This window comes from Mycobacterium sp. RTGN5, from assembly GCF_033804465.1.
Classification (GTDB): Bacteria; Actinomycetota; Actinomycetes; order Mycobacteriales; family Mycobacteriaceae; genus Mycobacterium.
Genome location: NZ_JAPZLA010000001.1, coordinates 1,045,780 through 1,071,908, shown reverse-complemented (window position 1 = coordinate 1,071,908; position 26,129 = coordinate 1,045,780). Strand labels below are relative to the sequence as shown.

Here is a 26,129-nt window from a genome sequence, read left to right as displayed (position 1 = left end):
CTAACCGTTATATTCCGTCGCCTGGGTTAAATTCCGGACGGAGAAGGAGGTCGACATGCGAGAACTCAAGGTGATCGGACTCGATGTCGACGGCAGGCACATCATCTGTGAAGGTCCCGACCCGGTCGACAGGTTCGCTCTGCAGGTCGACGACCGACTGCGCGCCGCCGTTCGCGGCGACCGGTCGCTGGGCCAGACCCTGAGGGACAAAGAGGTCAAAGGCGTGTTGCGACCCAGGGACATTCAGGCGCGCATCCGTGCGGGTGCGTCCGCCGAGCAAGTTGCCGAATCATCCGGCATGGACCTCAGCAAGGTCGAGCGGTTCGCTCATCCGGTGCTTCTGGAGCGCTCGCGGGCAGCCGAGCTGGCCTCCGCGGCCCATCCGATCCTCGCCGACGGGCCCGCCGTGGGTTCGCTGCACGAGACCATCACCAAAGCCCTGATGGCCCGTGGCCTCAGCCCCGATGCGACCGAGTGGGATGCGTGGCGCGGCGAGGACGGCCGCTGGGTTGTACAGATGGCCTGGCAGGCCGGGTTGTCCGACAACGTCGCTCATTTCCGCTTCAGCCCGGGGGCGCACGGCGGCACGGTCGCTGCCCTCGACGACGCCGCCAGCGAGCTGATCGACCCCGCGTTCGAACGCCCGGTGCTGCGGCCGGTGGCTCCCGTCGCACTGCTGGATTTCGAGGAGCAGCCGCAACCCGCCCCGGCCCCGGTCGAGGAGACACCTGCCCCCGCGCCCGCGCCTGCTCCCGCCCCGGCCCCCCGCGCCAAGCGCGCCAAGGCCAGGCCCGCAGTGCCCGGCTGGGAGGACGTCCTGCTGGGCGTGCGTTCCAGCGGCGAGCGCTAACCTGCGCCTAGTGCGCGGCGGCCATCGCCAGTAGCGTCACCCAGCCGCCCGCGACGCCGATACCGGCGCCAAGGACGAACCAACGCCGCACCGGGATGTCCCGCCAGCCCCACAGCGTGGGTGCCAGCCCGCCGACCGCGATCAGGTTGAGCACGATCGCCACCAGCGGGTGCACCCGGACCATGCCCAGGCTCAGCACCACAATCGCGGCGCCGGTGATCGCGGCGATGAACGCCGACACGGTCAGGCCGGTCCCCCACGGCGTCGACTCCTCGTTCATGGCTCACCCCTTTCCCGGGTCGCTTCGCTCCTGCCCTCCGGGAAGCCTATCCGCGGGCTCGCTCGTAGAACGCCAGCGCCGCCGCGGTCGCGACGTTGAGTGAATCGGTCCCCCGCGACATCGGGATCCGGACCCGGACATCGCTGGCCCGCATCACCGTCTCGGTCAGCCCCGGCCCCTCCGCCCCGACCAGCACCGCGACCTTCTGATCGACCAGGCCGGTCATTGCCTCGGCCAGGGTTTGCGCCGCCGGATCGGGCGTCATGGCCAGCAGCCGGAACCCGCGCCTGCGCAGCTCATCCAGGTCGGCAGGCCACTGCTGGGCCCGGGCGAACGGCACCAGCAGGGCATGGCCCATCGACACCCGTACCGCGCGCCGGTAGAGCGGGTCGGCACAGCCGGTGCCGAAGATGACCGAGTCCACGCCGAGCCCGGCCGCGTTGCGGAAGACCGACCCGAGATTCTCGTGATCGTTGACACCCTCGACGACGGCGACCGTCCGCGCTCCGTCGAGCACCTCGGCCAGCGTCAGCTCAGCGGGCCGTCGCGCGACGGCGAGCACACCCCGGTTGAGGTGAAAGCCGACCACCTCGGCCATCACCTCGGCCGAGGCGCGATAGAACGGCGCCCGCACGGTGGTCAGATCGTCAGCCAGTGCGGCGAGGCGACGCTCGGTGCCCAGGAAGGCGTGCGGGGTGAACCGCGAGGCGATCATGCGTTGAGCCACCAGCACGCCCTCGGCGATCACCAGCCCCTTGCCACTGGGCAGGTCGGGTCTGCGATCGAGGCTGTTGAGGTCGCGGAAGTCGTCGACGCGGGGATCACCGGGATCGGTGATGTCGACAACCTCGAACTCTCCAGAAGGGTCGAAATCCCCAAAAGTCTTGTCGCTCACGCGTCTTCGTCGACGAGCACGGTCATCAGGTCCGCGGCTCGCAGCAGGATGCCGCGCTCCTCGCTGTCGAGGGTCGCCAGCCGGCCGCGCAGCCACTCCTGGCTGGCCTGGCGCTCGCTGTCGACCAGCCCCGCACCGGCCTCGGACACCGCCACCAGAACCTGGCGGCCGTCGGCGGGGTGCGACGTGCGCACCACCAGCCCGAGTTCGACCAGCGAGGCGATCACCCGGGTCATCGACGGCGGCCGGACCCGTTCCTTGACGGCCAGCGCACCAGGGGTCATCGCCCCGTCTTTGGCCAGGGTGGCAAGTGCGGACAACTGCGAAAGGGTGACCGGTGATTCGGGCCGGCGGAAGCGCAACTGGCGCGCCAGGCGCATGACGGCCAGCGACAAATCACTGGCCAGCCGCAGGTCAACGTCCTTCACGACGCAAACAGTACGACACAACAACACTCGATCCATGATGAACCGGCCAACTGCCGAGCTGCGGAGCGGGCCGCGGACTCGATCGGTTACCTTGGACGGCAATGCCTTCCGATCAGCACGAGCCGAGCCAGTCACCGACGGCCGAACCCCAGCCGCCGGCGCTGCCCGCGGCCCTGCTAGATCCGTGGCCGGTCATCGTCGCCGGAGCCGTGCTGTGGGCGCTCGCCACGATCGCAGCGTTCACCGTTGGCGCCCTGGAACCGTGGCGCCCGATCGCGATTGCGGGATTGGGCACCGGGGTTGTCGGCACCTCGATATTCCTGTGGCAGCGCACCGCTGCCCGCCGCGGTGCGCGGGGCGCGCAGACCGGCTTGGAAACCGGGCGGGCGCCGCGCGCCGATTGATCCGCCGACGACAAGGAGAAGTGATGGCAGCGCCGCTATTACAAGCAGAGATCGACATCAATGCTCCGGTGAGCAGGGTGTGGTCCCTGATCGCAGACCTCGACAACATGCCCAAGTGGAGCCCGCAGTGCCGGCTGATGAAGGCACTCGGCGAGGTCCGTCCCGGCACTCGCACCGTCAACCTGAACCGGCGTAACAAGCTGTTCTGGCCGACCACGTCGACGATCACCGAGCTGATCCCGGAGCGCAAGCTGGCGTTCCGGGTCAACGCCAACAACACCGTGTGGAGCTATGAGCTCGAGGAGACCGCCACCGGCACCCGCGTCGTCGAGTCCCGGCACGCCGAGAACGGGGTCAAGGCCGTCTCGAGCATGACGATCAACGCGGTCATGGGCGGGGTACCGAACTTCGAGAAGGAACTCGTCGACGGGATGAACACGTCGCTGGCCCGCATCAAAGCGGCCGCCGAAGGCTAGGTCGGCTCGACCGCTTCGGGGGTCTCGACGGCTTCTGCGTTCTCGACCGGCTCGGAGCTCTCGTCAGTCTCAGGGCTCTCGTCAGTCTCAGGGCTCTCGTCGGTCTCAGGGCTCTCGACGACAACCGTCGGCTCCTCGACCGCAGCCGCAACCTCGACGACCTCGATCACGCCGTCGTCGTACGGGTCGTAGAGCGGCGATCCGGTGCCCGGTGCCGGCGGGGTGTCCGAATGTGCGCCGCAGCCGTACTCGAAATCGACGACGTGGGCGTCGGCCGACATCTCGTTGCAGCACACCCCGAACATGGTGCCGAGCGCACCGGCGAGCGGAGCCATGAATCCGCAATCGCGGCAGACCCGCTTGGTCCCGCGGGCCATCGGCGCGCCCGGACCGTGGTCGCCGTCATGCCAGCGCTGTGCGGTCTCGTCGCGGCCGAAGGCGCTGAGCACCTGGCGGCGGCCGAACCCGATTTCGTAGGCGACGTCGTCGATCGCGGGGTCGCCGGTCCCGGTGTACCCAGGAACCAGCCGCGGATCGTCCTTTAGCGGCGAGAGCAGGTCACCCGGGCTCAGATCGCCCGGCTTGATGCGCTCATCCCAGGGCACCCAGGCCGGGGCCAGCAGCGCCGTCGGGCCGGGCACCAGCACGACTTCACTGACTGTCGCGTGGTCGGCGCCGGGGCTGGCCGCCACCACAACCGCCCACTGCCAGCCCTGATAGCCGGGCATCTTGGCCAGGAAGCGGTGGGTTGCCGCGGAGTCATCCTCGAAGCTGACGCCGAGGTATTCGCCCACCGTGTCGCCACTGAACTCGACGATCGCCTGCCGTGCTTGGTCCTCGGCGCCGCTCAGTACTGCGGCAGCCGCGTCCGACGGCGGGCCGTATTGGGCTGGAGCCGTGGGTTCTGCGGAGTCGATCGAGCTGTCCATCGTCCCTAATCTTGCCTCACGGTCGGTGTGTGCAGCCACACCGGTCACGTGCGCGCCCTGCATCCGGGTATGGGGGACAATCGTGGCGTGTCTGGAAGCCGGCGTGACGAACCCCGCGGGAATCCGGCTTTCGGGCCGGATCGCCGCTCGCCGGCCGACGCATCCGACGAACACCCCGGCATGGCCAACTACCCCAGCGACGGGGAGGGCCTCCGCCGCCCTGGAGCCACCCGGCGGTCCAACCCGATCCCCAGCGCCAACCGCTACCTGCCGCCCCTTGGCGATCAGGATCAGCGCACCGAGAACCTGTCCGGCCCGCCGCCGGGCTCGCGTGGCGGCGTGGGTGGCGGGGCGGGCGAACGCGTCACGGTCACCCGTGCCGCGGCGATGCGCAGCCGCGAGATGGGGTCGCGGATGTATTCGATGGTGCACCGGGCGGCCACCGCCGACGGCGCCGACAAGTCCGGTCTGACCGCGCTCACGTGGCCGGTGGTGGCCAACTTCGCGGTCGACTCGGCCATGGCGGTCGCCCTGGCCAACACGTTGTTCTTCGCCGCCGCATCCGGGGAGAGCAAGGGCAAGGTCGCGCTGTACCTGCTGATCACGATCGCGCCGTTCGCGGTGATCGCCCCGCTCATCGGGCCGGCGCTGGACCGGGTGCAACACGGCAGGCGCGCGGCGCTGGCGATGTCGTTCATCCTGCGTGCCGCGCTGGGGATCGTGCTGATCATGAACTACGACGGCGCCAGCGGCGGCTACGAGTCTTGGGTGCTCTACCCCTGTGCGCTGGGAATGATGGTGCTGTCGAAGTCCTTCAGCGTGCTGCGCAGCGCGGTCACTCCGCGGGTCATGCCACCGACGATCGACCTGGTCCGGGTGAACTCGCGGCTGACGATGTTCGGCCTGATCGGCGGCACCATCGTCGGCGGCGGTATCGCCGCCGGGGCGGAATATCTGCTCACCACGGTCTTCCAACTGCCCGGCGCATTGTTCGTCGTCGTCTTCGTCGCCGTCGCCGGCGCCTCATGGTCGATGCGGATCCCGCGCTGGGTGGAGGTGACCGAAGGTGAGGTGCCCGCCACCCTCACCTACCACGGTGACACCGGGCCGCTGCGATGGGGCGACCACGAGCCGGCCAATAAGAAGGGCAAACGACGACAACCGCTGGGCCGCAACATCATCACCTCGCTATGGGGTAACTGCACGATCAAGGCGATGGTGGGGTTCCTGTTCCTGTACCCGGCCTTTGTCGCCAAGTCCCACGATGCCAGCGGCTGGCAACAGTTGGCCATACTTGGCTTGATCGGCGCGGCGGCCGGGATCGGGAACTTCGCGGGCAACTTCGCCGCCGCACGCATGCAGCTGGGCCACCCGGCGATGCTCGTCGCACGCGCCACCGTGGCGGTGACGGTGATGGCACTGGTGGCCGCGGTCACCGGCAACCTGATCGCCGTTGCGGTGGCCGCACTGGTCACCTCGGGAGCGACCGCGATCGGCAAGGCGTCACTGGATGCGTCATTGCAGGACGACCTGCCCGAGGAGTCGCGGGCGTCGGCGTTCGGGCGTTCGGAGTCGGTGCTGCAGCTGGCCTGGGTGCTCGGCGGCGCGCTGGGCGTGCTGGTGTCCACCCAGCTGTGGGTGGGCTTCACCGCGATCACCGCGATGCTGATCCTCGGCCTGGCGCAGACCATCGTCAGCTATCGCGGCGATTCCTTGATCCCCGGCTTCGGCGGTAACCGTCCGGTGCTCGCCGAACCGGAAGGGGCATCGGCGGTGACCAACCGGTGACGAGGTTGGTCCGTTGGCTTCTGGTGGTGCTCGTCGCCCTGGCGTCGATCGGCGCCGGTTTCGGCGCGTGGGCACTGACCCGCGACACCGGATCGAAGCTGCCCGAGATCAGTGCGTACTCGCACGGGCACTCCGTGCGCATCGGGCCGTTCGTCTACTGCAACGTGATGAACCTCAACGACTGCCAGAATCCGCAGACCCAGGGCGAGCTGTCGGTCACCGAGCGCTATCCCGTTCAGCTTTCGGTGCCGACCTCCATCGGGCGGGCGCCGTGGCGGCTGCTGCGGGTCTACGAAGACGAACGCAATTCGACCACCACCATCTACCGGCCCGATACCGAACTGGCCGTGACGATTCCGACCGTCGACCCACAACGCGGCAAGCTCACCGGCGTCGTGGTGCAGCTGCTCACGCTCGTGCAGGACCAGAACGGCGAGCTGCGCGACGCCCCGCACGCGGAGTGGTCAGTGCGGCTGGTCTGGCCCTAGCGAGCTCCTGAACCTTCGGGACCCGTTCGCGCGCCAGGCAAGTGCTGGTCATACTCGGCCCCTACGCTCCGGCGATGATCAGACGGGGAGTCGACTCGTCGACGGAACGCCAACGGTCACCCTGGCTCGGCCGGCTTCTGTTCGTGTTCGTTGCGTCGGTCGGCATCGGCCTTATGGCCCTTGCCGTCTCATCGTTTCAAGCGTCGGCCCGCTCCTCGGCAGTGTGTGGTGACACCGGTCTGCACGACGGGGTTCGGGTGCACGCCAACCTGATCCAGGTTGTCCCCGATCACGACAATGCTGTGGTGCGACTCACCTTCACACCGCAGGGGAGCTTCGTGGCCGACAGATACTTTTTGAGTCGGCCGCTGCGCGTGCTCGCCGTGGGCGGTTCAGAGATCCTCGACGAGAAGTTCGAGGCAGGTGAGACGATGCCGGCCGAAGGACTCGATATCCAGCTCGGCGATGGTGACGTCGGCGAGTTCCCATTCGACGAATACGACGCACAGGTACAGGTTCGGGTGGTGTCGCCCACCGGCGAGCCCGTCCCATCGGTTCTCGTCGGCGAAGCGTCGGTGCACGGCTATCGATTCACCGTGACCAGCGGCCTCGCCGAACCCAACCGGGGCAACAACCTCAACTTCGCGGTCCGCCGAGCGCCGACCACCGTGGCGTTCGCGATCTTCATCGACGTACTGATGTGGGCGTTGGCGGCACTGGCTCTGACCATGGCGCTCGGCGAGATCCGCAGCGCGGAAGAAATCGACGGTGCTGCGATCACACTCCTCGGCGTCTTGCTGTTCGCGTTCCCGGCGGTGCGAAACTCGGTGCCCAACATGCCGAGCCTTGGTGTGCTCAGCGACTATTTGTCGTACTTCTGGTGTGAGATCGGGCTCGGGCTTGGCCTGGTCTCACTGCTGATCTTCAACATTCGCAGGCAGCGCAGAGCCCGTCAGAACTGAGCCGGTACCCGTTCACCCTCGCGCGTCGGCCCCGGCGGGGTTCCATCGCCGAATGGTCTGCCGCCCAAGGCTTCTCGTCCGTGTGGCGTCAGCCAGCCGGACAGGTCGGGCCCCTTCGGGACGATCTGAGTCGGGTTGATGTCTTTGTGCACGATGTAGTAGTGCTGCTTGATCTGGACGAAGTCGGTGGTGTCGCCGAACCCAGGAGTCTGGAATAGGTCGCGGGCGTAGGCCCACAGCACCGGCATCTCGGCCAGCTTGGCCCGGTTGCACTTGAAGTGGCCGTGGTAAACGGGATCGAATCGGGCCAGCGTCGTGAACAGCCGCACGTCGGCTTCGGTGATGGTGTCACCGACCAGGTAGCGCCGGTCCGCCAACCGCTCCGAGAGCCAGTCCAATGCGGTGAACAACCGGTCGTAGGCCGCCTCGTACGACTCTTGTGAACCGGCGAACCCGCAGCGATACACGCCGTTGTTGACCTCGGTGTAGATCCGCTGGGCAACATCGTCGATCTCGTCGCGCAGGTCCTCGGGATACAGCTGCGGCGCACCCTCGCGGTGGAAGGCACGCCACTGCGTGGAGAAGTCCAACGTCATCTGGGCGAAGTCGTTGGTGACCACCTGGCCGGTGGCGACGTCGACGATCGCCGGGACGGTGATGCCCTTGGGGTAATCGGGGTCGCGGGCGAAGTACGCATCCTGCAGACGCGGAATCTTGAGCACCGGGTCGACGCCACCGGGATCGAGGTCGAAGGTCCAGCTGCGCTCATCGTGCGTCGGCCCGCAGAACCCGATGGACAGCACGTCCTCCAGGCCGAGCAGTCGGCGCACGATGATCGCCCGATTCGCCCACGGGCACGCCCGGGCGACGATCAGCCGGTACCGACCGGGCTCGACGGGATAGCCGTCGGCACCGTCAGCGGTGATCCGGGTGGTGATGTAGTTGGTATCGCGCTTGAACTCGCCGCCGCCGGCGACATAGGCACCCACAGGTCCAGATTAGGCGTCTAGCTCCTGGGCGACTGCCTTGACGACCTCGGACACCCGCCGGGCGACCTTGCGATCCGGATAGCGGCCCTTGCGCAGCTCAGGCTGCACCGCGCCTTCCAGCAGCGTGATCATGTCCTCGACCATGCCGTGCAGTTCGTCCGGGGTGTGCTTGCGCTCGACCGGGGTGGCCTCGCGTCGCGTCCGGGTCAGACTCGGCGGCGGGTCGATCAGCTTGACGCTCAACGCTTGTGGCCCGCGGCGCCCGGAAGCGACGCCGAACTCGACCTTCTGACCTGCCTTGAGACCCTCCACACCGTCGGGCAGCGCCGACGCGCGGACATAGACGTCCTCGCCTTCCTCTTGGGATAGGAAGCCGAATCCCTTCTCGGCGTCGTACCACTTCACCTTGCCGGTCGGCACTGGTCTCACCTGCTTGTCTAACGGGTCCATGACAACATGACGAAGCGTCCCGCCGGTGCAGGACGCGTGTCGGTGATAGTACTCGGGAAGAGGTGGGCCGAGCACCCCTGTTTAGTTCGGTAGGCTGGGCAAACCGCTGGAGGAGACATGCGCCTGATCTTGAACGTCGTCTGGTTGCTATTCGGCGGACTATGGCTTGCCCTTGGTTACCTGCTGGCCGCGCTCGTCTGCTTCGTTCTGATCGTCACCATTCCCTTCGGTTTTGCCGCGCTGCGGATCGCCGACTACGCACTGTGGCCGTTCGGGCGAACCATCGTCGACAAGCCCGGTCCGCGCCCGGGCGCCGTCGTCGGCAACGTGATCTGGGTGCTGCTGTTCGGGCTGTGGCTGGCGATCGGCCATCTGGTCAGCGCCGCCGCGATGGCGATCACGATCATCGGGATCCCGCTGGCGCTGGCCAACCTCAAACTCATTCCGGTCTCACTCTTGCCGTTGGGCAAGGAGATCGTCCCCGCCGGCGGGCCTCGGGTGGCGATATGACGATGACATCCCTCGGCCTGCCGGCGATCCGCCGCGATGCCGAAGACTTCGCCGCGGAGATGCCGCGCAGCGGCCCGCTGGTCGACACCTTCGGCCGGGTGGCCACCGACCTTCGGGTGTCGCTGACCGATCGGTGCAATCTGCGCTGTACCTATTGCATGCCGGCCGAAGGACTGGACTGGCTGCCCAGCGACGAGCTGCTGACCCAAGACGAGCTGGCCCGGCTGCTGTCGTTGGCCGTCACCCGGCTCGGGATCGACAGTGTCCGCTTCACCGGCGGGGAGCCGCTGCTGTATCGGGGGCTCGAGAACGTCGTGGCCGCGGTCGCCGCGCTGCGCCCGCGTCCCGAGATCGCGCTCACCACCAACGGAGTGGGGTTGGCCCGACGCGCCCAGGCCCTGGCCGATGCGGGCTTGGACCGGGTCAACGTCTCACTGGACAGCCTCGATGCCGCGCATTTCGCCGCCATCACCCGTCGCGACCGGCTCGCCGACGTGCTCGACGGCCTCACCGCAGCGGCGGCCGCCGACCTGGGGCCGGTGAAAGTCAACGCCGTGCTGGACCCGGTGACCGGTCTGCAGGATGCCGTCGAGCTGCTGGACTACTGCCTGCGGTACGGCTACCAGCTGCGCATCATCGAGCAGATGCCGCTGGACGCCGGGCACCTGTGGCGGCGTGACGCGAACCTGAGCGGCGACGAGATCTTCGCGGCCCTGGCCGCGCGCTTCGACCTGACCGCCGACTCGGAGCCGCGCGGATCCGCTCCGGCTCAGCTGTGGCAGGTCAACGGCGGTCCGGCCACCGTCGGCATCATCGCGTCGGTCACGCACGCGTTCTGCGCGGCCTGCGACCGGACCCGCCTAACCGCCGACGGGCAGATCCGCAACTGTCTGTTCGCCGCCGAGGAAACCGACCTGCGGGCGCTGCTGCGCAACGGCGCAGACGACGACGCACTGGAGTTGGTCTGGCGCGCCGCGATGTGGCGCAAGGCGGCCGGCCACGGCATCAACGATCCGGGATTTGTTCAGCCACAACGGCCGATGAGCGCCATCGGTGGCTGAGGTGAGCGCGCCGGTAGAAGTAACTGTGCGTTTCTTCGCCGCGGCCCGGGCCGCCGCGGGTGCCGAGTCCGATCTACTCCACGTGCCCCATGGCGCCACAGTCGCCGACCTGGTGAGCGAACTACGTTGCCGCAGTGATGAATTGGCACGGGTGTTACAGCGGTGTTCATATCTGTGCGACGGCATCGCGGTCCGCGATCAGGCCATTGAACTGCGCTCGGGCCAGACCCTCGACGTGCTACCCCCGTTTGCCGGCGGCTGATCGTGATTTACGTCACATCACGATCAGGTAACGAGATGGCCACCGGGGAATTTTCCGTCTGAATCACCTGGGGGAACGGCGAGAAGTCATGGGGCTTTAACCTTTTATAAGGTTTGCCACTAGCAGAAACGCCCGAAATTGCAAAAGGTGACGGCACTCTCGGTTGCAGTTAGCGTCTCTGCCAGGTCCACCCCTCATCGGGGGAAGACCCCCTTCGCTTCTAGCGCTGAGCTCCATCCAAGGAGCGGAGGGACCAACGAGAACCATGGATGGAGGCGGGGGACCCACCGGTCCACCGAGGACCAGGAGCCGCAAGCTCCTTGGGGTGAAGCCAGAATCGTTTCCACCAGAGACGACAACGGCCGGGCAACCTCTCCAGCCCGAACCCGACAGCTGACCTCGCAGGCGCAATGACGAGAGGAATACATCGCCATATGAGTGGACGGCATCGCAAGCCCACTTCATCGTCTGTCAGCGTCGCCAAGATCGCGGTTACTGGTGCGGTCATCGGAGGCGGCACCATCGCCTTCGCCGCCCAGGCACAAGCGGCCCCCGATAACGAATGGGATCAGGTAGCCCGCTGCGAGTCCGGCGGCAACTGGGCCATCAATACCGGTAACGGTTACCAGGGTGGCCTCCAGTTCTCCCCCGGCACCTGGTCCGCGCACGGTGGCGGCCAGTACGCCCCGGCCGCCAACATGGCCTCCAAGGACCAGCAGATCGCCATTGCCGAGCACGTCCTGGCCACTCAGGGCCGCGGCGCGTGGCCGGTGTGCGGTCGCGGCCTCTCGGGTGCGACCCCGCGCAACGTGGTGAACGAGCCCGCTCCCGACGCCCTGCCGGTCGAAGCTGCCGCGTTCGACGCGCCGCTGCCCGACGCGCCGGCCCCGGACGCTCCGGCTGACCTGCCGCCCGCTCCGCAAGACTTGCCGCCCGCTCCGCAGGACCTGGCCCCCGCCCCGGCCGATCTGCCGCCGGCTCCCCAGGACCTCCCGCCGGCCCCGCAGGATCTCCCGCCCGCGCCGGCTGACTTGCCGCCGGCCCCGCAGCCTGACGTCGTCGCGGTCTCCCAGGAAATCGCCCCGCCGGCCGATCTGCCGCCCGCTCCGCAGCCTGACGTCGTCGCGGTCTCCCAGGAGATCCCCGCGCCGGCCGCCGAGCCCGTCGTCGACACCGCTCTGCAGTTGCCCGCCCCCGAGGCACCGGCCAACCCCGACGAGCAGACCATCACCGTGCAGGCGACTTCGATCCACTTCCTGCCGCAGGCTCCGGCCGACCCGGCGGTTCCGCCCGTGCTGCCGCCGGCGCCCGCCCCTGCGCCCGCTGATCCTGCCGCGGCTCCCGCGCCCGACGCCACCGTGGTGGCCGCTGGCCAGCCGGCTCAGCTGCCGGACGGGGTCCCGCACCTGACGAGCCCGGAGAACCTCCCGCCGGGGACCAGCGACCAGCCCGAGGGCCCGCAGGACGGTCCGAACGTGACCTACCTCAAGGAACTGTGGCACGCGGTCCAGACCCAACAGGTCAACAAGGGTGACGCGCTGCTGGCACTGACCCAGCGGCCGATGAACACCCCGGTGACCAACGATCCGAGCATGGGTATAGCTCCCGGCGCTCCGGGCGACCCGAATGCTCCGCTGCCGGGTCCAGATGCTCCCGCACCGGCTCCCGCCGCTCCCGCACCGGATGCGCTGCCCGTACCGGCACCGGCTCAGTAAGCCGTCAGGCCGAATTCACCCACTCGTCGGTTCCGTCGACGAAGAACTGGTGCTTCCACACCGGTAGCCGCGCCTTGACGGTGTCGACGAGCAGGGCGCACGCCTCGAACGCCGCGCCGCGGTGATCGGCCGCCACGGCGGCCACCAGCGCGGCATCTCCGATAGTGAGCGCGCCGACCCGATGGCTGGCGGCGATCGCCCGCACACCGGTGGCTTGCGCGGCCACCTCGGCGAGCGCCTCGAACAACGTCTGCTCGGCCAACGGGTGCGCGGAGTACTCCAGCCGCACCACGTCCCGGCCGCCGTCGTGGTTGCGCACCACCCCGGAGAAGCCGACCACCGCGCCGGCGGCATCGCTGGCGACGAGCTCCTCGTGCTCGGTCAGCGAGATCGGGCCATCGACGAGGGCGGCTCGCAGAATGCGTGTCATGAGCGGTGGTCTCCTCCGGACAGTTGGTCCAGCGCGTGGTCGAGAACGTCGGCCAGTACCGCCAGTCCGTCGCGTACCCCGCCAGGGGATCCCGGCAGGTTGACCACCAGCGTGCGCCCCGCGACGCCGCACACGCCGCGGGAGAGCACCGATGTCGGCACCTTGGGCAGCCCGGCGCGGCGGATGGCGTCGGCCAGTCCCGGGATTTGGTAGTCGAGCACGCCGAGCGTGGCCTCCGGGGTGGCGTCGGTCGGCGAGATCCCGGTTCCGCCGGAGGTGATCACGACATCCGATCCCGCGTCGATCGCCCCGCGCAGGGCGTCACCGACCGCGCTGCCGTCGACCACCACGATCGGATCGGGGACGCTGAACCCGCGCTCGGCGAGCCAGGCGACGATGACGGGCCCGCAGCGGTCCTCATAGACACCGGTCGCGGCCCTGGTGGAGGCGATCACAACCCGAGCGTGACTCACGCCGGGCGCACCCACAGGCCGGTCTTGCCGCCCTCCTTGCGCAGCACCCGGATGTTCTCCAGGCGAGCGGCGGGGTCGACGGCCTTGATCATGTCGTAGACCGTCAGCGCCGCGACGCTGACGGCGGTCAGCGCTTCCATTTCGACGCCTGTGCGATCGGTGGTTCGCACCGAGGCGGTCACGCCGACCTCGGTCTCGCCGATCGCGAACTCGATGTCCACCCCGGTCAGCGCCAGGTGATGGCACAGCGGGATGAGGTCACTGGTGCGTTTGGCGGCCAGGATGCCGGCCACCCTGGCGGTGGCCAGGGCGTCGCCCTTGGGCAGGCCGCCCGACGCGATCAGTGCGACCACCTCGGCGGTGGTGTGAACGGTGCCGGCCGCCAGCGCGGTGCGGGTGGTCGCGGCCTTCTCGGTGACGTCGACCATGCGCGCCGCACCGTGCTCGTCAAGGTGCGAGAGGCGAGGCTGCGGTCCGCTGGTCACCGGTTACTTGTTGACGACGGTGACCGGGTGCAGATACGGCAGCTCGGACGCGGGCAGCGGGAACGTGATGTCGCCGAAGGGGGACAGCGCGCCCACCCGGTCGGCGGCCAGCTCGCTCACGGCGTGGTCCTCGGGATCACGCGTCGGCCAGCCGTTGTCGACATACGGAGTCTTCTTCTCAGCCACGGCAACATTCTGACATTCCTACGGCCGGCTTGTGCACACAGGCGGCTGTTTTACGCTGGTCAACAATGACTGAACAGTCCGGGCCCGCACGCAGGAGCGAAGCGACCCGGGAAATTGGCCCAGGGATGCCGCTGGGCGCGTGGCTGGCTGATCTGCCCGACGAGCAGTTGATCCGCCTGTTGGAACTGCGCCCTGACCTCGCCCAACCCGCACCCGGCAGCATCGCGGCGCTGGCCGCCCGGGCGGTGGCCCGCCAGTCGGTCAAGGCCGCGACCGACGAGCTGGACTTCCTGCGGCTTGCGGTCCTCGACGCGCTGCTGGTGCTGCATGCCGAGATCACCGCGGTGCCGGTGGCCAAGCTGGTCGCGCTGATCGGTGAGCGGGCCGACGAGCAGTCGGTGCTGATCGCGCTGGATGATCTGCGCGAGCGGGCCCTGGCGTGGGGCGACGACGCCGGGGTACGGGTGTCGACCGAGGCAGCCGCCGGCCTGCCCTGGTATCCCGGGCAGGCCATCCTCGAAGACTCGACGCGGTCCGGGACCGAGCTTTCGGCGGCCATCGATGCGCTCGACGAACCCCAGACGGAATTACTGGAGCGGCTGCTGATGGGCTCCCCGGTGGGCCGCACCCGCGACGCCGCGCCGGGCGCGCCCGCCGACCGGCCGGTGCCCCGACTGCTCGCGACCGGCCTGTTGCGCCAACTCGATGAGGAAACGGTGATCCTGCCGCGCCACGTCGGTCAGGTGCTGCGCGGCGAGGAGCCCGGCCCGACGCACCTGAGCGCGCCGGACCCGGTGGCCAGCACCACCACCGTCGCCGACGTCAACGCCGCCGCGGCGGGCGCCCTGCTGGATCTGATCCGCGAGATCGAGATGGTGGTCGAAAGCCTTTCCGCGGCACCGGTTCCCGAGCTGCGCAGCGGTGGGCTGGGGGTTCGCGAAGCCAAGCGACTGGGCAAAGTCACCGGGATCGACGAACAACGCCTCGGGCTGGTGCTCGAGATCAGTTCGGCCGCCGGCCTGATCGCCAGCGGTATGCCCGACCCCGAGCCGTCGGACGGCTCCGGCCCGTACTGGACGCCGACGGTGGCCGCCGACCGCTTCCTCGAGACGCCCACCGCAGCACGTTGGCACCTGCTGGCCACCACCTGGCTGGAGCTTCCGTCCCGCCCCGGTTTGATCGGCAGCCGTGGACCCGACGGCAAACCCTATGCGGCACTGTCCGATTCGCTGTACTCGACAGCCGCGCCGCTGGACCGGCGGCTGCTGCTGGAACTGCTGGCCACACTGCCGCCCGGCTCGGGCGTGGATGCACTGCGCGCCTCGCAGGCGCTGATCTGGCAGCGTCCCCGGTGGGCGGCGCGGCTACAGCCCGAACCCATCGCGCACCTGCTCGACGAGGCGCACACTCTGGGTCTGGTCGGCCGCGGGGCATTGAGCACACCGGCGCGAGTGCTGCTGACCGGCGGCGAGGACGCTGCCATCCAGGCGATGAGCAAGATCCTGCCCGCCCCGATCGATCATTTCCTGGTGCAGGCCGATCTCACCGTGGTGGTGCCCGGACCCCTGCAACGCGAACTGGCCGACGAGCTCGCGGCGGTGGCCGCGGTGGAATCGGCAGGCGCCGCAATGGTGTACCGGGTCAGCGAAGCCTCGATCCGGCACGCACTGGATACCGGTCGCACTGCGGGCGCGCTGCACGCATTCTTCGAGCGTCATTCGAAAACCCCTGTCCCCCAAGGTTTGACATATCTCATCAACGACGTCGCCCGGCGGCACGGCCAGCTGCGCGTCGGCATGGCGTCGTCGTTCCTGCGCTGCGAGGACCCGACCCTGATCGCGCACGCGGTGGCGGCACCCGCCCTCGAGCACCTCGGGGTGCGGCTGCTGGCCCCGACGGTGGCGGTGTCGCAGGCGCCGATCGGCGACCTGCTCGCCGCGTTGCGGGCGGCGGGGTTCGCACCGGCCGCCGAAGACTCCTCCGGCACGATCGTCGACCTTCGCAAGCGCGGTTCCCGGGTGTCCGCGCCTCCGCATCGCCGGCCGTTCCGCGCACTGTCCAAGCCGAGTGTGGAGACCCTGGCCTCCGTGGTGGCGGTGCTGCGCCGGGTCGACTCCGGCACCCCCTTCGCCAACGTCCGCCTGGACCCTGCCGTGTCGATGGCGCTGCTGCAGCAGGCGGCCATGGAGCACAAGGATGTGGTGATCGGCTACGTCGACGCCGCAGGGGTGGCCACCCAGCGCGTGGTGCGTCCGCTGACGGTCAGCGGGGGCCAGTTGCTGGCCTGGGATCCCACCCAGGGCCGCCCGCGAGAGTTCGCCGTGCACCGCGTGACGTCGGTCATGTCGGCGGACGCTGGATAATGGGGCAATGACCGACGGCCCCTTGATCGTGCAGTCCGACAAAACCGTGCTGCTCGAGGTCGACCATGAGCAGGCCGGCGCCGCCAGGGCGGCGATCGCCCCGTTCGCGGAGCTGGAACGCGCGCCCGAGCACATCCACACCTACCGCATCACTCCCCTGGCCTTGTGGAACGCCCGCGCCGCGGGCCACGACGCCGAGCAGGTGGTCGACGCACTGGTCAGCTTCTCGCGCTACGCCGTGCCGCAGCCGCTGCTGGTCGACATCGTCGACACGATGGCCCGATACGGCCGGCTACAGCTGGTCAAGAGCCCGATCCACGGCCTGGTGCTGGTCAGCCTCGATCGCGCGGTGCTGGCGGAGGTGATGCGCAATAAGAAGATCGCCCCGATGCTGGGCGCGCGCATCGACGACGACACCGTGATCGTCCATCCCAGCGAGCGCGGCCACATCAAGCAGCTGTTGCTCAAGATCGGCTGGCCGGCCGAGGACCTGGCCGGCTACGTCAACGGCGAGGCCCACCCGATCACGCTTGCCCAGGACGGCTGGCAGCTGCGCGACTACCAGGAAATGGCGGCCGACTCGTTCTGGGCGGGCGGCTCGGGCGTGGTGGTGCTGCCGTGTGGGGCGGGCAAGACGCTGGTGGGCGCGGCCGCGATGGCCAAGGCCGGGGCGACGACGCTGATCCTGGTCACCAACACCGTCGCCGGACGGCAGTGGAAGCGCGAGCTGATTGCGCGGACGTCACTGACCGAGGAGGAGATCGGCGAGTATTCCGGTGAGCGCAAGGAGATTCGACCGGTCACCATCGCCACCTATCAGGTGATCACCCGGCGCACCAAGGGCGAGTACCGGCACCTGGAGCTGTTCGACAGCCGCGACTGGGGCCTGATCATCTACGACGAGGTTCACCTGCTGCCCGCACCGGTGTTCCGGATGACCGCCGACCTGCAGTCCCGCCGGCGGCTCGGGCTCACCGCAACGCTGATCCGCGAGGACGGCCGCGAGGGCGACGTCTTCAGCCTCATCGGCCCCAAGCGTTACGACGCACCGTGGAAAGACATCGAGGCTCAGGGCTGGATCGCGCCTGCGGAATGCATCGAAGTCCGCGTCACGATGACCGACAACGAACGGATGCTGTACGCGATCGCCGAACCCGAAGAGCGCTACCGGCTGTGCTCGACCGCGCACTCGAAGATCGCGGTGGTCAAGTCGATCCTCGCCAAACACCCCAACGAGCCGACCCTGGTGATCGGCGCCTACCTCGACCAGCTCGACGAATTGGGCGCCGAACTGGACGCACCGGTGATCCAGGGCTCGACGAAGAATGCCGAGCGCGAAGCGCTGTACGACGCGTTCCGCAGTGGCGAGGTCAAGACACTGGTCGTCTCCAAGGTGGCGAACTTCTCCATCGATCTGCCGGAAGCATCGGTGGCCGTACAGGTTTCGGGAACCTTCGGCTCGCGCCAGGAAGAGGCGCAGCGGCTCGGCCGGCTGCTTCGCCCCAAGCACGACGGCGGCGGTGCGGTGTTCTACTCCGTGGTCTCGCGCGACAGTCTCGACGCCGAATACGCCGCGCACCGGCAGCGCTTCCTGGCTGAACAGGGCTACGGCTACATCATTCAAGACGCCGACGACCTGCTCGGTCCGGCTATCTGACCTGGCGCGGCCAAAGTTGCCACGCCTGGTCGACAGCAAAAGCTCAGCCCTCGATTCGATGGACGCTGCGATCGTGAAACCAATCTGACAGCGAACGTCTCAGCGGCACGTTAGTCTTCGCCACAACACGTGGTTGCCGACAAGAGGGGCGTTGATGAGCGCAGCAGGTTTCGTCGGACGGGTTGGCGGGCTGGCGGTTGCACTGGGGGTGGGCGCTGCGGCGTTCAACGGTGCGGTGGCGTGGGCTGATAGTTCCGGCCCCGGCAATTCCTCGACACACGCCAGTTCTACCCACTCCGCATCCAGCGCGGGTTCTGCTGCCGGCCCGGCCAAGAAGGCTGCCCCGAAGCGCACGCGCGCGACGGCATCGGTGCGAGCACAGTCGATCACGCCGGTGGCGACCGCCAGTGCCGCCGCGTCGACCGGCACGTCGACGCCCGATGCTCCTGTGGCTCCGGCCGATTCGGCGCTGGAGGTGGCGGCGCTGGCCTATAGCCGGCGTGACTCGGGTCTTTCGGCTCGCCCGACCGCAGCGTCATCGCCGGCACCGGAGGTCTCGGTCCAAGCTGCCGCCGCGGTTGGCCCGGCGTTGATCATGGGGGCCAGCGGCCATCCGATCCCAACGCCGACCTATATCCAGAGCGTGATGAACCTGTACATCCATGGGCCCTATCCCGACGCGCTACCGTTTCAGCTGGACACCCCCGAGGGGCTGTACCCGATCACCGGCGTGAAGAGCCTGCCGCTGAACGTCTCCGTCCAGCAGGGTCTCGACATCCTTGGCGCACAGGTGCTCAAAGAGTGGGTCGCCGGAAATCACCCCGTTGTGTTCGGCTATTCGCAGAGCTCGATCATCTCCTCGCTCTTCATGGCGCAGCTGCCAGCCGACCAGCGAGATGACATCGACTTCGTCCTGGTCGGCAACGAGATGAACCCCCGCGGCGGCCTCCTTTCCCGCTTCCCCGGGCTGAATCTGCCGAGCCTCGGCATCAACTTCGGGGGCGCCACCCCGGTGGGCAACTACAACCTGACGAACTACACCCTCGCTTACGACGGTTTCGCCGACTTCCCGAGGTATCCGCTCAACTTCCTGTCGGTGCTCAACGCGGGACTGGGCATCATCTTCGTCCACACCCAGTACGCCAACCTCACGCCGGAAGACATCAATTCGGCCATCCTGCTGAACAGCAGCGAACCGACCGAGAAGTACTACATCATCCAACACCCCGACCTCCCCCTGCTCGAACCGCTACGCCTGATCCCGGTGATCGGCAACCCCATCGCGGATCTGCTGCAGCCCGCCCTGTCGGTCATCGTCAACCTCGGGTACGGCGATCCCGAGTACGGCTGGTCCAATGACGGAAACGCCAACGAACAACAGCCTTTCGGCTTCCTGCCCGCACCCGAGATGTGGGGCAAGGCGGCCCGCATGTTCGTCGACGGCATCGGGCAGGGCATCGAAGACTTCGCGGCCGACATCAGCCCGGGCGGCATCATGTCGCGGGAACTCGCCGCACTGAAACCGCCAACGCCGGGTCCGCTCACACTGCCAACGCCGACCGGCCTGATCCCGTTCTTGCAGAACTCGATCAACGATGTCGCGTACAACATCTCCAACTCGTCGGCCGCGCTCTATGCCGCCCTGCTGCCGACCGCCGACCTCGCCAACGCCGTTGTCACGATGCTGCCCGCATACGCCGTCTACGTCTTCCTCGAAGGCATCCAGCAAGCGCTGTCCGGAGACGTCATCAACGGTTTGGTGAACGCGATCGGCAGACCACTGGCCGCCAGCGTGGGGTTGGTGACAACGGCAGGACTTATCGAGGCGCTCGTCCTGCTTCAGGCCGTCCAGGGTTTCCTGGGCCAGGAGACCGACGTCTAACTACAGCGAAAGTATTGTCGCCGAGGCGGTTCCGGGCGCGCCGTAGACCTGGGCCAGCCCGATGCGGGGGTTGCCCGGCACCTGACGTTCCCCGGCCTCGCCGCGCAGCTGTCGCACCAGTTCGTGCATCTGGCGCAGACCCGAAGCGCCGATCGGCTCGCCGTTGGCGATCAGTCCGCCGTCGGTGTTGATCGGCAGCGAGCCGTGGATCTCGGTGGCGCCGTCGGCAAGCAGCTTTTCCTGCTCACCGTCGAGGCACAGACCGGTCTCGGCCATATGGATGATCTCGGCACCGGCGTCGGTGTCCTGCAGCTGGGCGATATCGACGTCCTCGGGCCCGATCCCGGCCGCCTCGTAGGCCGCCTTGGCCGCGTAGACCGTCGGCGACACATCCTCATCGAGCGGCGCCGAGGTGCCGTGCACCTCGTAGGCGCCGAAGGTCCGGGTGCGAATCTCACTGGCGCGCACGTACACTGGCTTGTCGGTGAACCGATGGGCGATCTCGGCGCGGCACATGATGACCGCTGCGGCACCCTCGTCGGGAGCGCAGAACATGTACTGCCGCAACGGGTAGTTCAGCACCGGCGACGCCATGATCTCCTCGACGGAGATCTCCTTGCGGCGGAACGCATTCGGGTTGAGCACACCGTTACGGAAGTTCTTGTTGGCCACCCGCGCCAGCGTCTCCTCGGAGATGCCGTGATCGTGGAGGTAGCGGTTGGCCTTGATGCCGAAGAACTTGGTCGTGACGAACTGCCCGTTCTCGGCATACCACTGCGGCAGAGCCAGTTTCGCGGGGTCGTCGGTGAAGGCGCCGCGCGGGTGCTTGTCCAGACCCACCGCGATACCGATGTCGTACTTGCCGAGCCGGATCGTGTCGGCGGTCTGCTGGATGGCGCTGGCCGCGGTGGCGCAGGCATTGAAGACGTTGGTGAACGTGATCCCGGTAAGGCCCACCAGGCGCGTCACCGCGTCGGGGTTGGACACCTCATAGCTGCCGCCGAAACCGAACTGGATGTCCTTCCAGTCCGCGCCTGCGTCCTGCAGCGCCAGCTCGATGGCTTCGGCCCCCATCTGCATGGCGGTCTTCTCGAACCGGCCGAACGGGTGCAGACCCACACCGATGATCGCGACATCGTTGCTCATGCCTGCGCCGCCTCGGTGGGCTGGAAGGCGAAGGTGACGACCTCGTTGCCCTCGGCATCGGTGGCGAACGGGATCATGGTGAGCTCGACGTCCATGCCCCACTTCAGCTTTGCCGGGTCGTTCTCGGTGAGCCGGCCCTCGACGCGCACGACGTCATCCAGCTGCACCAGGCCGACACCGAACGGGACGAAGTCCTTACCGGTGGGGCCGATGTAGGGCGCTCCGGGTGCGAAGCCCTGGGTGGTCCAGGCCACCAGGGTGCCGCGCCGGGGCAGCTTGACCTCGCTCATACCGGCTGCACTGCAGCGCGGGCACCGTTCCTGACTGGGAAAGACCGTGGCCGAACAGCTGGCGCATTCACTGCCGATCAGCTGCGGATTCTCCTCCGGCCAAGTGGAGATTTCGGGCGCCAGGGCCTTTTGCATAGCGGCATCCTTCGTAGTCCAGGTCAGTGCGGCGATCGTACAACACTGTTGGCCGTGGATGGAAACCCCATTCTCATCTGAGTGCACGCCCTTCTCGGACTAACACGAGCTCACGCCAGCGCGGGGATCACCTCACGCTCGAACAGCTCGATGCCGGACCGGTCGTAGGCGGCCTCCGGGAAGTAGCAGATCACGTACTCACAGCCCAGGTCCCGCAAGGCCGTCAGGCTCTCGATGACCTGCGCGGGCGTGCCCGCGGCGGAGCCCGGCGCGCTGACCGTCGTCATCATCGCGTCGGCGGCGGCGTCCCCGCAGACCCCGGCCAGCCGGTCACGCACTCGCTGCACCCGCTGTGTGACGTCGTCCTGCGACGTGCCGATGATCGCGTTCACGTTGGCCGAGCGCACGATGGCATCGAAGTCGGTACCGACCTCACGGCAGTGCTCGGCGAGCACCTGCGATTTGTGCGCGAAGCCGTCGGGCTCTGAGGTGAAGTTGGTGTACTGCGCGTACTTCGCGGCGATCTTGAGCGTCACCTTTTCCCCGCCGCCGGCGATCCACAGCGGAATTCCATTCTCCTGCAATGGCTTAGGCGCAACAATCGCGCCGTCGACCTGGTAGTGCTTGCCGTCGAAACTCACCTTCCCTTCCCGCCAGGCGTCGCGCATGATCCGCACACCCTCGTCGAGGCGGGCCAGCCGCACACCCGCGGAGGGGAACCCGTAGCCGTAGGCGCGCCATTCGTGCTCGTACCACCCGCCGCCGATACCCATCTGCACTCGGCCACCGGAGATGATGTCGGTGGTGGCCGCGACCTTGGCGAGGTAGACGGGGTTGCGGTAGCTCATCGCCGTGCACATCTGGCCGAGCTTGATCCGCGAGGTGCTCGCCGCGTACGCCGCCATCAGAGTCCATGCCTCGTGGGTGGCTTCGTTGGTCGGCATCGGCACCGTGTGGAAATGGTCGTAGACCCACAGCGAGTCCCACGGTCCCGCATCGGCGTGATCGGCCAGATCCCGCATTACCTGCCAGTGCTTTTCAACGGGAATGCCGACCAGATCCAATCGCCAGCCCTGGGGAATGAACAGTCCGAATCGCATTCCACCGACTCTACGGCGGCGGCCGCCAGCCGCCCAGGGCCGCCTCGAGGTGTGCGGCGACCGCCAGCGCCGTGGCGTCCTGCCATGGCCGGGCGGCGATCTGGACTCCGATCGGCAGGCCTTCGGCCGACGTTCCGCACCGGACCACGACGGCAGGCCAGCCGGTGAGGTTGTGCACCATCAAGTGGGAGAAGTCGCTGATCTCCACGAGGCCGTGGTGGTGCGGCTTGGCCGGAGAAGGCATGGCGGGTCCGATGATCACGTCGTAGCCGCCCATGAACGACAGCATCTCGAGGCGGAAGGTGTCGATGTCGACGAGCCGGCGCCGGGCCTCCGAGAGCGTGAACTCGAGGCCGCGCGCCTGCCGGAGGAACTCGGCGAGTTCTTCCGACGGTTCGGTAGCCCCCATCGCGGCGAGGTCCGCCTCGAAGCCCTCACCCCGATCCCCACCCAGAAAGACTGATTCCCAGAGCAATTCGATGGTTCGGTTCAGGCATGCGGGCTGATCCCAGCGGACGGTCGCACCGGCGTCGGCGACGGCTTGCGCTGCCGCGGTGACGACGGCGGCGACCTGCGCCTCCGGTGGCGAGATGCCGTCGAGCAGATAGGTCGCCACCCGCAACGAGGCGAGGTCGACGTCATCGGGGCTGCCGAGCGGCGCGGCCGTGGCATACGGATCGCCGAGATCGGGGCCGGCCATGATGGACAGGCCCAACTGCAGGTCGGCTACCGAACGGGCCAGCGGCCCATAGCAGTTGAAGGGCCCGAAGATGCCAGGGGCGTCACCGAAGACGCTGCCGGTTCTGGGAATCCGCCCATGCGTGGGCTTGAGCCCGGCGATGCCGCAGTTGTGCGACGGCTGGCGAATGCTGCCGCCACCATCGGAGCCGACACTCAGCGCCGCCCCGCCCGCACTGATCAGCGCGGCCGACCCGCCGCTGCTGCCGCCAGGGGTGCGCTGGTGATCGAACGGATTGGTGGTGCGCCCGTAAAGATTGTTGTTGGACTCACCCCCGCGCCCCATCTCCGGCACGTTGGTCATGCCCAGCACGATGGCGCCCTCGGCGCGGAGCCGGGACACCACCGTCGCGTCGCGCTCGGCCACCGCTCGCAGCGCCGGACTGCCGCCCGAGCAGACCAGCCCGGACACCAGCATCACGTCCTTGACCACCACCGGCAGCCCATGCGCCCGGCCCAGTGGCTGACCCCGCGCGGCCCGCTGGTCGGCCGCCTCGGCGGAGCGCCGCAGCAGCTCCGGGTCGGCGGCCGCGACCAGGGCGTTGAGCGCGGGGTTGACGGCGTCGATGCGCGCCAGGTGCGCGTCGAGGACCTCCCGGCAAGACACGACCCGTCCCGCCATCATGCGAACCAGCTCGTGGGCGGGCAAATGACAGAGATCGGTCATCTCGCAATGGTGATACGCAAAGGGCGCGACTTCCCCGGTTTGACCGAAGAACCCGCGCCCTTGACCAGCCCCGGGACGGCAATCGGCCCCTCCCATCCGGGAGGGGCCAATGCTCCCCCTAGCCTCCTCATTCCCCTGGCGTAATCCCCATCACACCCCAAAATCTAGCTGAGAGCAAGCTGAGATGCTGTAATTCAGCAAAAATTTTCCCCCACGTGGGCAAATGAGAGTCGGGACCGCCGTCCGCCATTCATTTTTGACAAATGTCGAGTTCAGACCCACTTAGCCGAATAACACGCGGCGGCAAATCGCGCGTCAACTCGGCAATAGGGCAATTCGGCCAGCAACCGAGGTCTCGGATCGGTATAGGCGACAATGAACCAATGTTTGCTCGTATCCGCGGGGCCGTACGTTTGTTGCAGCTCACGCCGCAACGAAAGTCCGCATAGCGGATTTGCGACTTGGCGGCGGTCCGCCGCCTGCGAGAACAGGCCGCGGCCCCCGCCGTCGGTACCCGAGCCGTCGCCCTGGCAATGACCTGAGAGGGTCTGACCCCTACGGTGCGGCGCCGGTGTACATCGCGGCCACCTCACGAAGGGCGACCTTCAGCGACGGGTTCCGCGGCAACTCGGCAACCACGACCACCGCGACGGGCACACAGTGCTTGGGGAGAGCGTCGCGGACCAGGCCGACGAGTTCGGCCGGGTCGGGCGGCGGAGAGCCGGCGATCGCCTCCACCGCCGCGAACGGCACCTCGCCGAGCCGGGCATCGGGGACGCCGACCACCGCCGCGTCGCGCACCGCAGGATGGGAGACAAGCACCCGGCGAACCGTCTCCGGCAAGACCTTGAATCCGCCGCGGTTGATCGCCCCGTCCGCGCGGCCATGGAGCGTGATGAACCCGTCGACGTCCACGGCAGCCAGATCATTCGTGCGGATCCAGTCCGGGCTGACGGCCGCGATCCTGGCCTCCAGCACACCCTGATCGCCGGCCGGCACCTCGGCACCGCTGTGCGGGTCGATGATGCGGACCTGGGTGTTGGGCATCACCCTCCCCGAGCTCGCCCGCTTGACGGCACCGAACTCGCGATAGAGCTCGGGCGTCCAGGTGCACACCGAGCCGGCGAATTCCGTTGCGCCGTAAGCCAACAGCACCGGGACGCCGTAACGCTCCTCGAAAGCGTCCCGGGTCTCGGGATCCAGCGGGCCCGCCGCGCTGATCACGTAGTCCAGCGAGGCGAGATCCTCGCGCGGTAGGTCGGCGTCGAGCAGCATCCGCACCGCCGCGGGCTGCAGGCCGCAGCGGCGGACCCCGTACGTCTTCACCACACGTACCCATTCGGAGACGCTGAACTTCTCCAACAGGGCGATCCGCTTACCGAGGTAGGCGCCGGTAATCAACTGGCACACCCCGCCGATCCCGCCCAGCGGCCAGTACATCAGTTCGGGCGGATCGTCGGCGGAGGCGCCGCCGATCGCCACGCTGGCCACGGTGTGTTCCAGCACGGAGGCGGGGATGGCATGTCGTTTGGGTGGGCCGGTGGTCCCACTGGTGAGCACGTGAAGGCCGGTGGAACCGTCCCGGCCCGCCGCGTGCAGCCGGTCCGACACCCGCTCGATGCCGGAAACACGTTCTACGGTCGGCGGTTTCAGATCGACCGCGATTCCCGCCGTGCCCGTGCGGCGGGCCGCGGCGATCGCCGGCTCGGTCCAGTCCTCACGGTCGGCGACAACCGCCGCCAGCTCCAGCTTCTCGATATCGCGCCCTAGGGCCTCGGCCGACTGGAACGAATAGATCATCGACACCCACCGGCCTGCGCCGAGCAACCCCACCACGGCGCCCGCTTGGGGTGGCCGGTTGCGCGCTACCACCCCCACGGCCGCACCGTCGGCGACGCCGGCCGCACGCAACGCCTCGTCGATCGCGTCGGCGTAGGCGGCGATCTCGGCGCCGGTGTACCACCGGCCCTTGAACTCGATGCACGGCGCGCTGCCGTATCCGGCCAGGCTGGTGGCCAGCGTGCTGCTGATGGTCGCGGCGCCGTCGGTCACGGGGTCACGCTAACCGACGCCCCCTCCACGTGGCCCTG

The 26,129-nt window shown here is 68.3% G+C and carries 28 protein-coding genes and 1 riboswitch; of the genes, 13 read left to right on the top strand and 15 right to left on the bottom strand.

From position 1 onward, the window contains the following. The first annotated feature begins 55 nt into the window (after positions 1-55). A complete protein-coding gene (gene sepH / locus SLQ31_RS05260) occupies positions 56-850 on the top strand; it encodes a septation protein SepH (RefSeq protein WP_319430278.1) in 795 nt (264 codons plus the stop codon). A 7-nt stretch (positions 851-857) separates the two neighbouring features. Here sepH and SLQ31_RS05255 read toward each other — a convergent pair whose 3' ends face one another. Genes SLQ31_RS05255 through SLQ31_RS05245 form a run of 3 tightly spaced genes read right to left on the bottom strand, consistent with a single transcriptional unit; the run spans position 858 to position 2,453 of the window. Next, entirely contained in the window at positions 858-1,130 is a 273-nt protein-coding gene (locus tag SLQ31_RS05255) for a DUF2537 domain-containing protein (RefSeq protein ID WP_319430277.1), read from the bottom strand. Positions 1,131-1,176: 46 nt separating this feature from the next. Further along, positions 1,177-2,025, bottom strand: a complete 849-nt coding sequence (locus SLQ31_RS05250; RefSeq protein ID WP_319430275.1) for an RNA methyltransferase — start codon at positions 2,023-2,025, stop codon at positions 1,177-1,179. Beyond that, positions 2,022-2,453 carry a MarR family transcriptional regulator gene (locus SLQ31_RS05245; protein ID WP_319430273.1) on the bottom strand — a complete coding sequence of 144 codons (432 nt, stop codon included), beginning with the start codon at positions 2,451-2,453 and terminating at the stop codon, positions 2,022-2,024. Before SLQ31_RS05245 ends, SLQ31_RS05250 begins: the two co-directional genes overlap by 4 nt. A 101-nt stretch (positions 2,454-2,554) precedes the next feature. Between SLQ31_RS05245 and SLQ31_RS05240 the strand changes: the two genes are divergently transcribed. Together SLQ31_RS05240 and SLQ31_RS05235 are read left to right on the top strand one after the other, a co-directional pair. Then, positions 2,555-2,857 carry a DUF2530 domain-containing protein gene (locus SLQ31_RS05240; RefSeq protein WP_319430271.1) on the top strand — a complete coding sequence of 101 codons (303 nt, stop codon included), beginning with the start codon at positions 2,555-2,557 and terminating at the stop codon, positions 2,855-2,857. 23 nt (positions 2,858-2,880) lie between these two features. Beyond that, entirely contained in the window at positions 2,881-3,333 is a 453-nt protein-coding gene (locus tag SLQ31_RS05235; RefSeq protein WP_319430269.1) for an SRPBCC family protein, read from the top strand. Here SLQ31_RS05235 and SLQ31_RS05230 read toward each other — a convergent pair. Next, complete coding sequence (locus SLQ31_RS05230) at positions 3,330-4,262, bottom strand: DUF3027 domain-containing protein (RefSeq protein ID WP_413641513.1); 933 nt, start codon at positions 4,260-4,262, stop codon at positions 3,330-3,332. The genes SLQ31_RS05235 and SLQ31_RS05230 overlap by 4 nt on opposite strands. A gap of 180 nt (positions 4,263-4,442) precedes the next feature. Here SLQ31_RS05230 and SLQ31_RS05225 point away from each other — a divergent pair, with 180 nt between their 5' ends. From SLQ31_RS05225 to SLQ31_RS05215, 3 genes are all read left to right on the top strand, one after another. Beyond that, positions 4,443-6,050 (top strand): MFS transporter, encoded by a 1,608-nt coding sequence (locus SLQ31_RS05225; RefSeq protein ID WP_319432850.1) that lies wholly within the window; start codon positions 4,443-4,445, stop codon positions 6,048-6,050. Next, positions 6,047-6,538 carry a DUF2771 domain-containing protein gene (locus SLQ31_RS05220; RefSeq protein ID WP_319430265.1) on the top strand — a complete coding sequence of 164 codons (492 nt, stop codon included), beginning with the start codon at positions 6,047-6,049 and terminating at the stop codon, positions 6,536-6,538. Before SLQ31_RS05225 ends, SLQ31_RS05220 begins: the two co-directional genes overlap by 4 nt. Positions 6,539-6,612: 74 nt before the next feature. Continuing rightward, entirely contained in the window at positions 6,613-7,500 is an 888-nt protein-coding gene (locus tag SLQ31_RS05215; protein WP_319430263.1) for a DUF4436 family protein, read from the top strand. Here SLQ31_RS05215 and SLQ31_RS05210 read toward each other — a convergent pair. Together SLQ31_RS05210 and SLQ31_RS05205 are read right to left on the bottom strand one after the other, a co-directional pair. Further along, entirely contained in the window at positions 7,491-8,489 is a 999-nt protein-coding gene (locus SLQ31_RS05210) for a glutathione S-transferase family protein (protein WP_319430261.1), read from the bottom strand. The genes SLQ31_RS05215 and SLQ31_RS05210 overlap by 10 nt on opposite strands. A 9-nt stretch (positions 8,490-8,498) precedes the next feature. After that, positions 8,499-8,909, bottom strand: a complete 411-nt coding sequence (locus tag SLQ31_RS05205) for a cold-shock protein (RefSeq protein ID WP_319430259.1) — start codon at positions 8,907-8,909, stop codon at positions 8,499-8,501. 147 nt (positions 8,910-9,056) lie between these two features. Here SLQ31_RS05205 and SLQ31_RS05200 point away from each other — a divergent pair, with 147 nt between their 5' ends. The 4 genes from SLQ31_RS05200 to SLQ31_RS05185 all read left to right on the top strand — a co-directional run bounded on the left by SLQ31_RS05200 (position 9,057) and on the right by SLQ31_RS05185 (position 12,487). Continuing rightward, entirely contained in the window at positions 9,057-9,449 is a 393-nt protein-coding gene (locus SLQ31_RS05200; protein WP_319430257.1) for a YccF domain-containing protein, read from the top strand. Next, positions 9,446-10,510, top strand: a complete 1,065-nt coding sequence (gene moaA, locus SLQ31_RS05195) for a GTP 3',8-cyclase MoaA (protein ID WP_319430255.1) — start codon at positions 9,446-9,448, stop codon at positions 10,508-10,510. Before SLQ31_RS05200 ends, moaA begins: the two co-directional genes overlap by 4 nt. Next, the gene (locus SLQ31_RS05190; protein ID WP_319430253.1) at positions 10,503-10,772 is read left to right on the top strand and encodes a MoaD/ThiS family protein; all 270 of its coding nucleotides are present in this window, start codon (positions 10,503-10,505) and stop codon (positions 10,770-10,772) included. Before moaA ends, SLQ31_RS05190 begins: the two co-directional genes overlap by 8 nt. 214 nt (positions 10,773-10,986) lie before the next feature. Next, positions 10,987-11,197: riboswitch (cyclic di-AMP (ydaO/yuaA leader) on the top strand. A gap of 9 nt (positions 11,198-11,206) precedes the next feature. Beyond that, positions 11,207-12,487 carry a transglycosylase family protein gene (locus tag SLQ31_RS05185; RefSeq protein ID WP_319430251.1) on the top strand — a complete coding sequence of 427 codons (1,281 nt, stop codon included), beginning with the start codon at positions 11,207-11,209 and terminating at the stop codon, positions 12,485-12,487. A 4-nt stretch (positions 12,488-12,491) separates the two neighbouring features. On the opposite strand, the gene SLQ31_RS05180 is transcribed toward SLQ31_RS05185, so the two are convergent. The 4 genes from SLQ31_RS05180 to SLQ31_RS05165 are packed head-to-tail and all read right to left on the bottom strand — an operon-like array spanning position 12,492 to position 14,061. Then, positions 12,492-12,917 (bottom strand): molybdenum cofactor biosynthesis protein MoaE, encoded by a 426-nt coding sequence (locus SLQ31_RS05180; RefSeq protein ID WP_319430249.1) that lies wholly within the window; start codon positions 12,915-12,917, stop codon positions 12,492-12,494. Then, positions 12,914-13,405, bottom strand: coding sequence for a MogA/MoaB family molybdenum cofactor biosynthesis protein (locus tag SLQ31_RS05175; protein WP_319430247.1), 492 nt, complete (start codon positions 13,403-13,405; stop codon positions 12,914-12,916). Before SLQ31_RS05175 ends, SLQ31_RS05180 begins: the two co-directional genes overlap by 4 nt. Next, entirely contained in the window at positions 13,387-13,818 is a 432-nt protein-coding gene (gene moaC / locus SLQ31_RS05170; protein WP_319432848.1) for a cyclic pyranopterin monophosphate synthase MoaC, read from the bottom strand. The genes SLQ31_RS05175 and moaC overlap by 19 nt, the downstream gene beginning before the upstream one ends. A gap of 60 nt (positions 13,819-13,878) precedes the next feature. Next, the gene (locus SLQ31_RS05165) at positions 13,879-14,061 is read right to left on the bottom strand and encodes a hypothetical protein (protein WP_179965078.1); all 183 of its coding nucleotides are present in this window, start codon (positions 14,059-14,061) and stop codon (positions 13,879-13,881) included. 65 nt (positions 14,062-14,126) lie between these two features. On the opposite strand from SLQ31_RS05165, the gene SLQ31_RS05160 reads away from it, so the two are divergent. The 3 genes from SLQ31_RS05160 (at position 14,127) to SLQ31_RS05150 (ending at position 19,963) form a co-directional block, all read left to right on the top strand. Next, complete coding sequence (locus tag SLQ31_RS05160) at positions 14,127-16,424, top strand: helicase-associated domain-containing protein (protein ID WP_319430244.1); 2,298 nt, start codon at positions 14,127-14,129, stop codon at positions 16,422-16,424. A gap of 7 nt (positions 16,425-16,431) precedes the next feature. Next, a complete protein-coding gene (locus SLQ31_RS05155; protein WP_319430242.1) occupies positions 16,432-18,081 on the top strand; it encodes a DNA repair helicase XPB in 1,650 nt (549 codons plus the stop codon). 154 nt (positions 18,082-18,235) lie between these two features. Next, entirely contained in the window at positions 18,236-19,963 is a 1,728-nt protein-coding gene (locus tag SLQ31_RS05150; RefSeq protein ID WP_319430241.1) for a PE-PPE domain-containing protein, read from the top strand. Here SLQ31_RS05150 and SLQ31_RS05145 read toward each other — a convergent pair whose 3' ends face one another. The 5 genes from SLQ31_RS05145 to SLQ31_RS05125 all read right to left on the bottom strand — a co-directional run bounded on the left by SLQ31_RS05145 (position 19,964) and on the right by SLQ31_RS05125 (position 26,091). After that, complete coding sequence (locus SLQ31_RS05145) at positions 19,964-21,109, bottom strand: thiolase family protein (protein WP_319430240.1); 1,146 nt, start codon at positions 21,107-21,109, stop codon at positions 19,964-19,966. It abuts the gene before it with no gap. Next, complete coding sequence (locus SLQ31_RS05140) at positions 21,106-21,534, bottom strand: Zn-ribbon domain-containing OB-fold protein (RefSeq protein ID WP_319430238.1); 429 nt, start codon at positions 21,532-21,534, stop codon at positions 21,106-21,108. Before SLQ31_RS05140 ends, SLQ31_RS05145 begins: the two co-directional genes overlap by 4 nt. A 110-nt stretch (positions 21,535-21,644) precedes the next feature. Then, positions 21,645-22,634, bottom strand: a complete 990-nt coding sequence (locus SLQ31_RS05135) for an LLM class F420-dependent oxidoreductase (protein ID WP_319430236.1) — start codon at positions 22,632-22,634, stop codon at positions 21,645-21,647. A gap of 10 nt (positions 22,635-22,644) precedes the next feature. After that, a complete protein-coding gene (locus SLQ31_RS05130; RefSeq protein ID WP_319430234.1) occupies positions 22,645-24,039 on the bottom strand; it encodes an amidase in 1,395 nt (464 codons plus the stop codon). Positions 24,040-24,594: 555 nt separating this feature from the next. Next, complete coding sequence (locus tag SLQ31_RS05125) at positions 24,595-26,091, bottom strand: fatty acid--CoA ligase family protein (RefSeq protein ID WP_319430233.1); 1,497 nt, start codon at positions 26,089-26,091, stop codon at positions 24,595-24,597. Positions 26,092-26,129 lie beyond the last annotated feature (38 nt).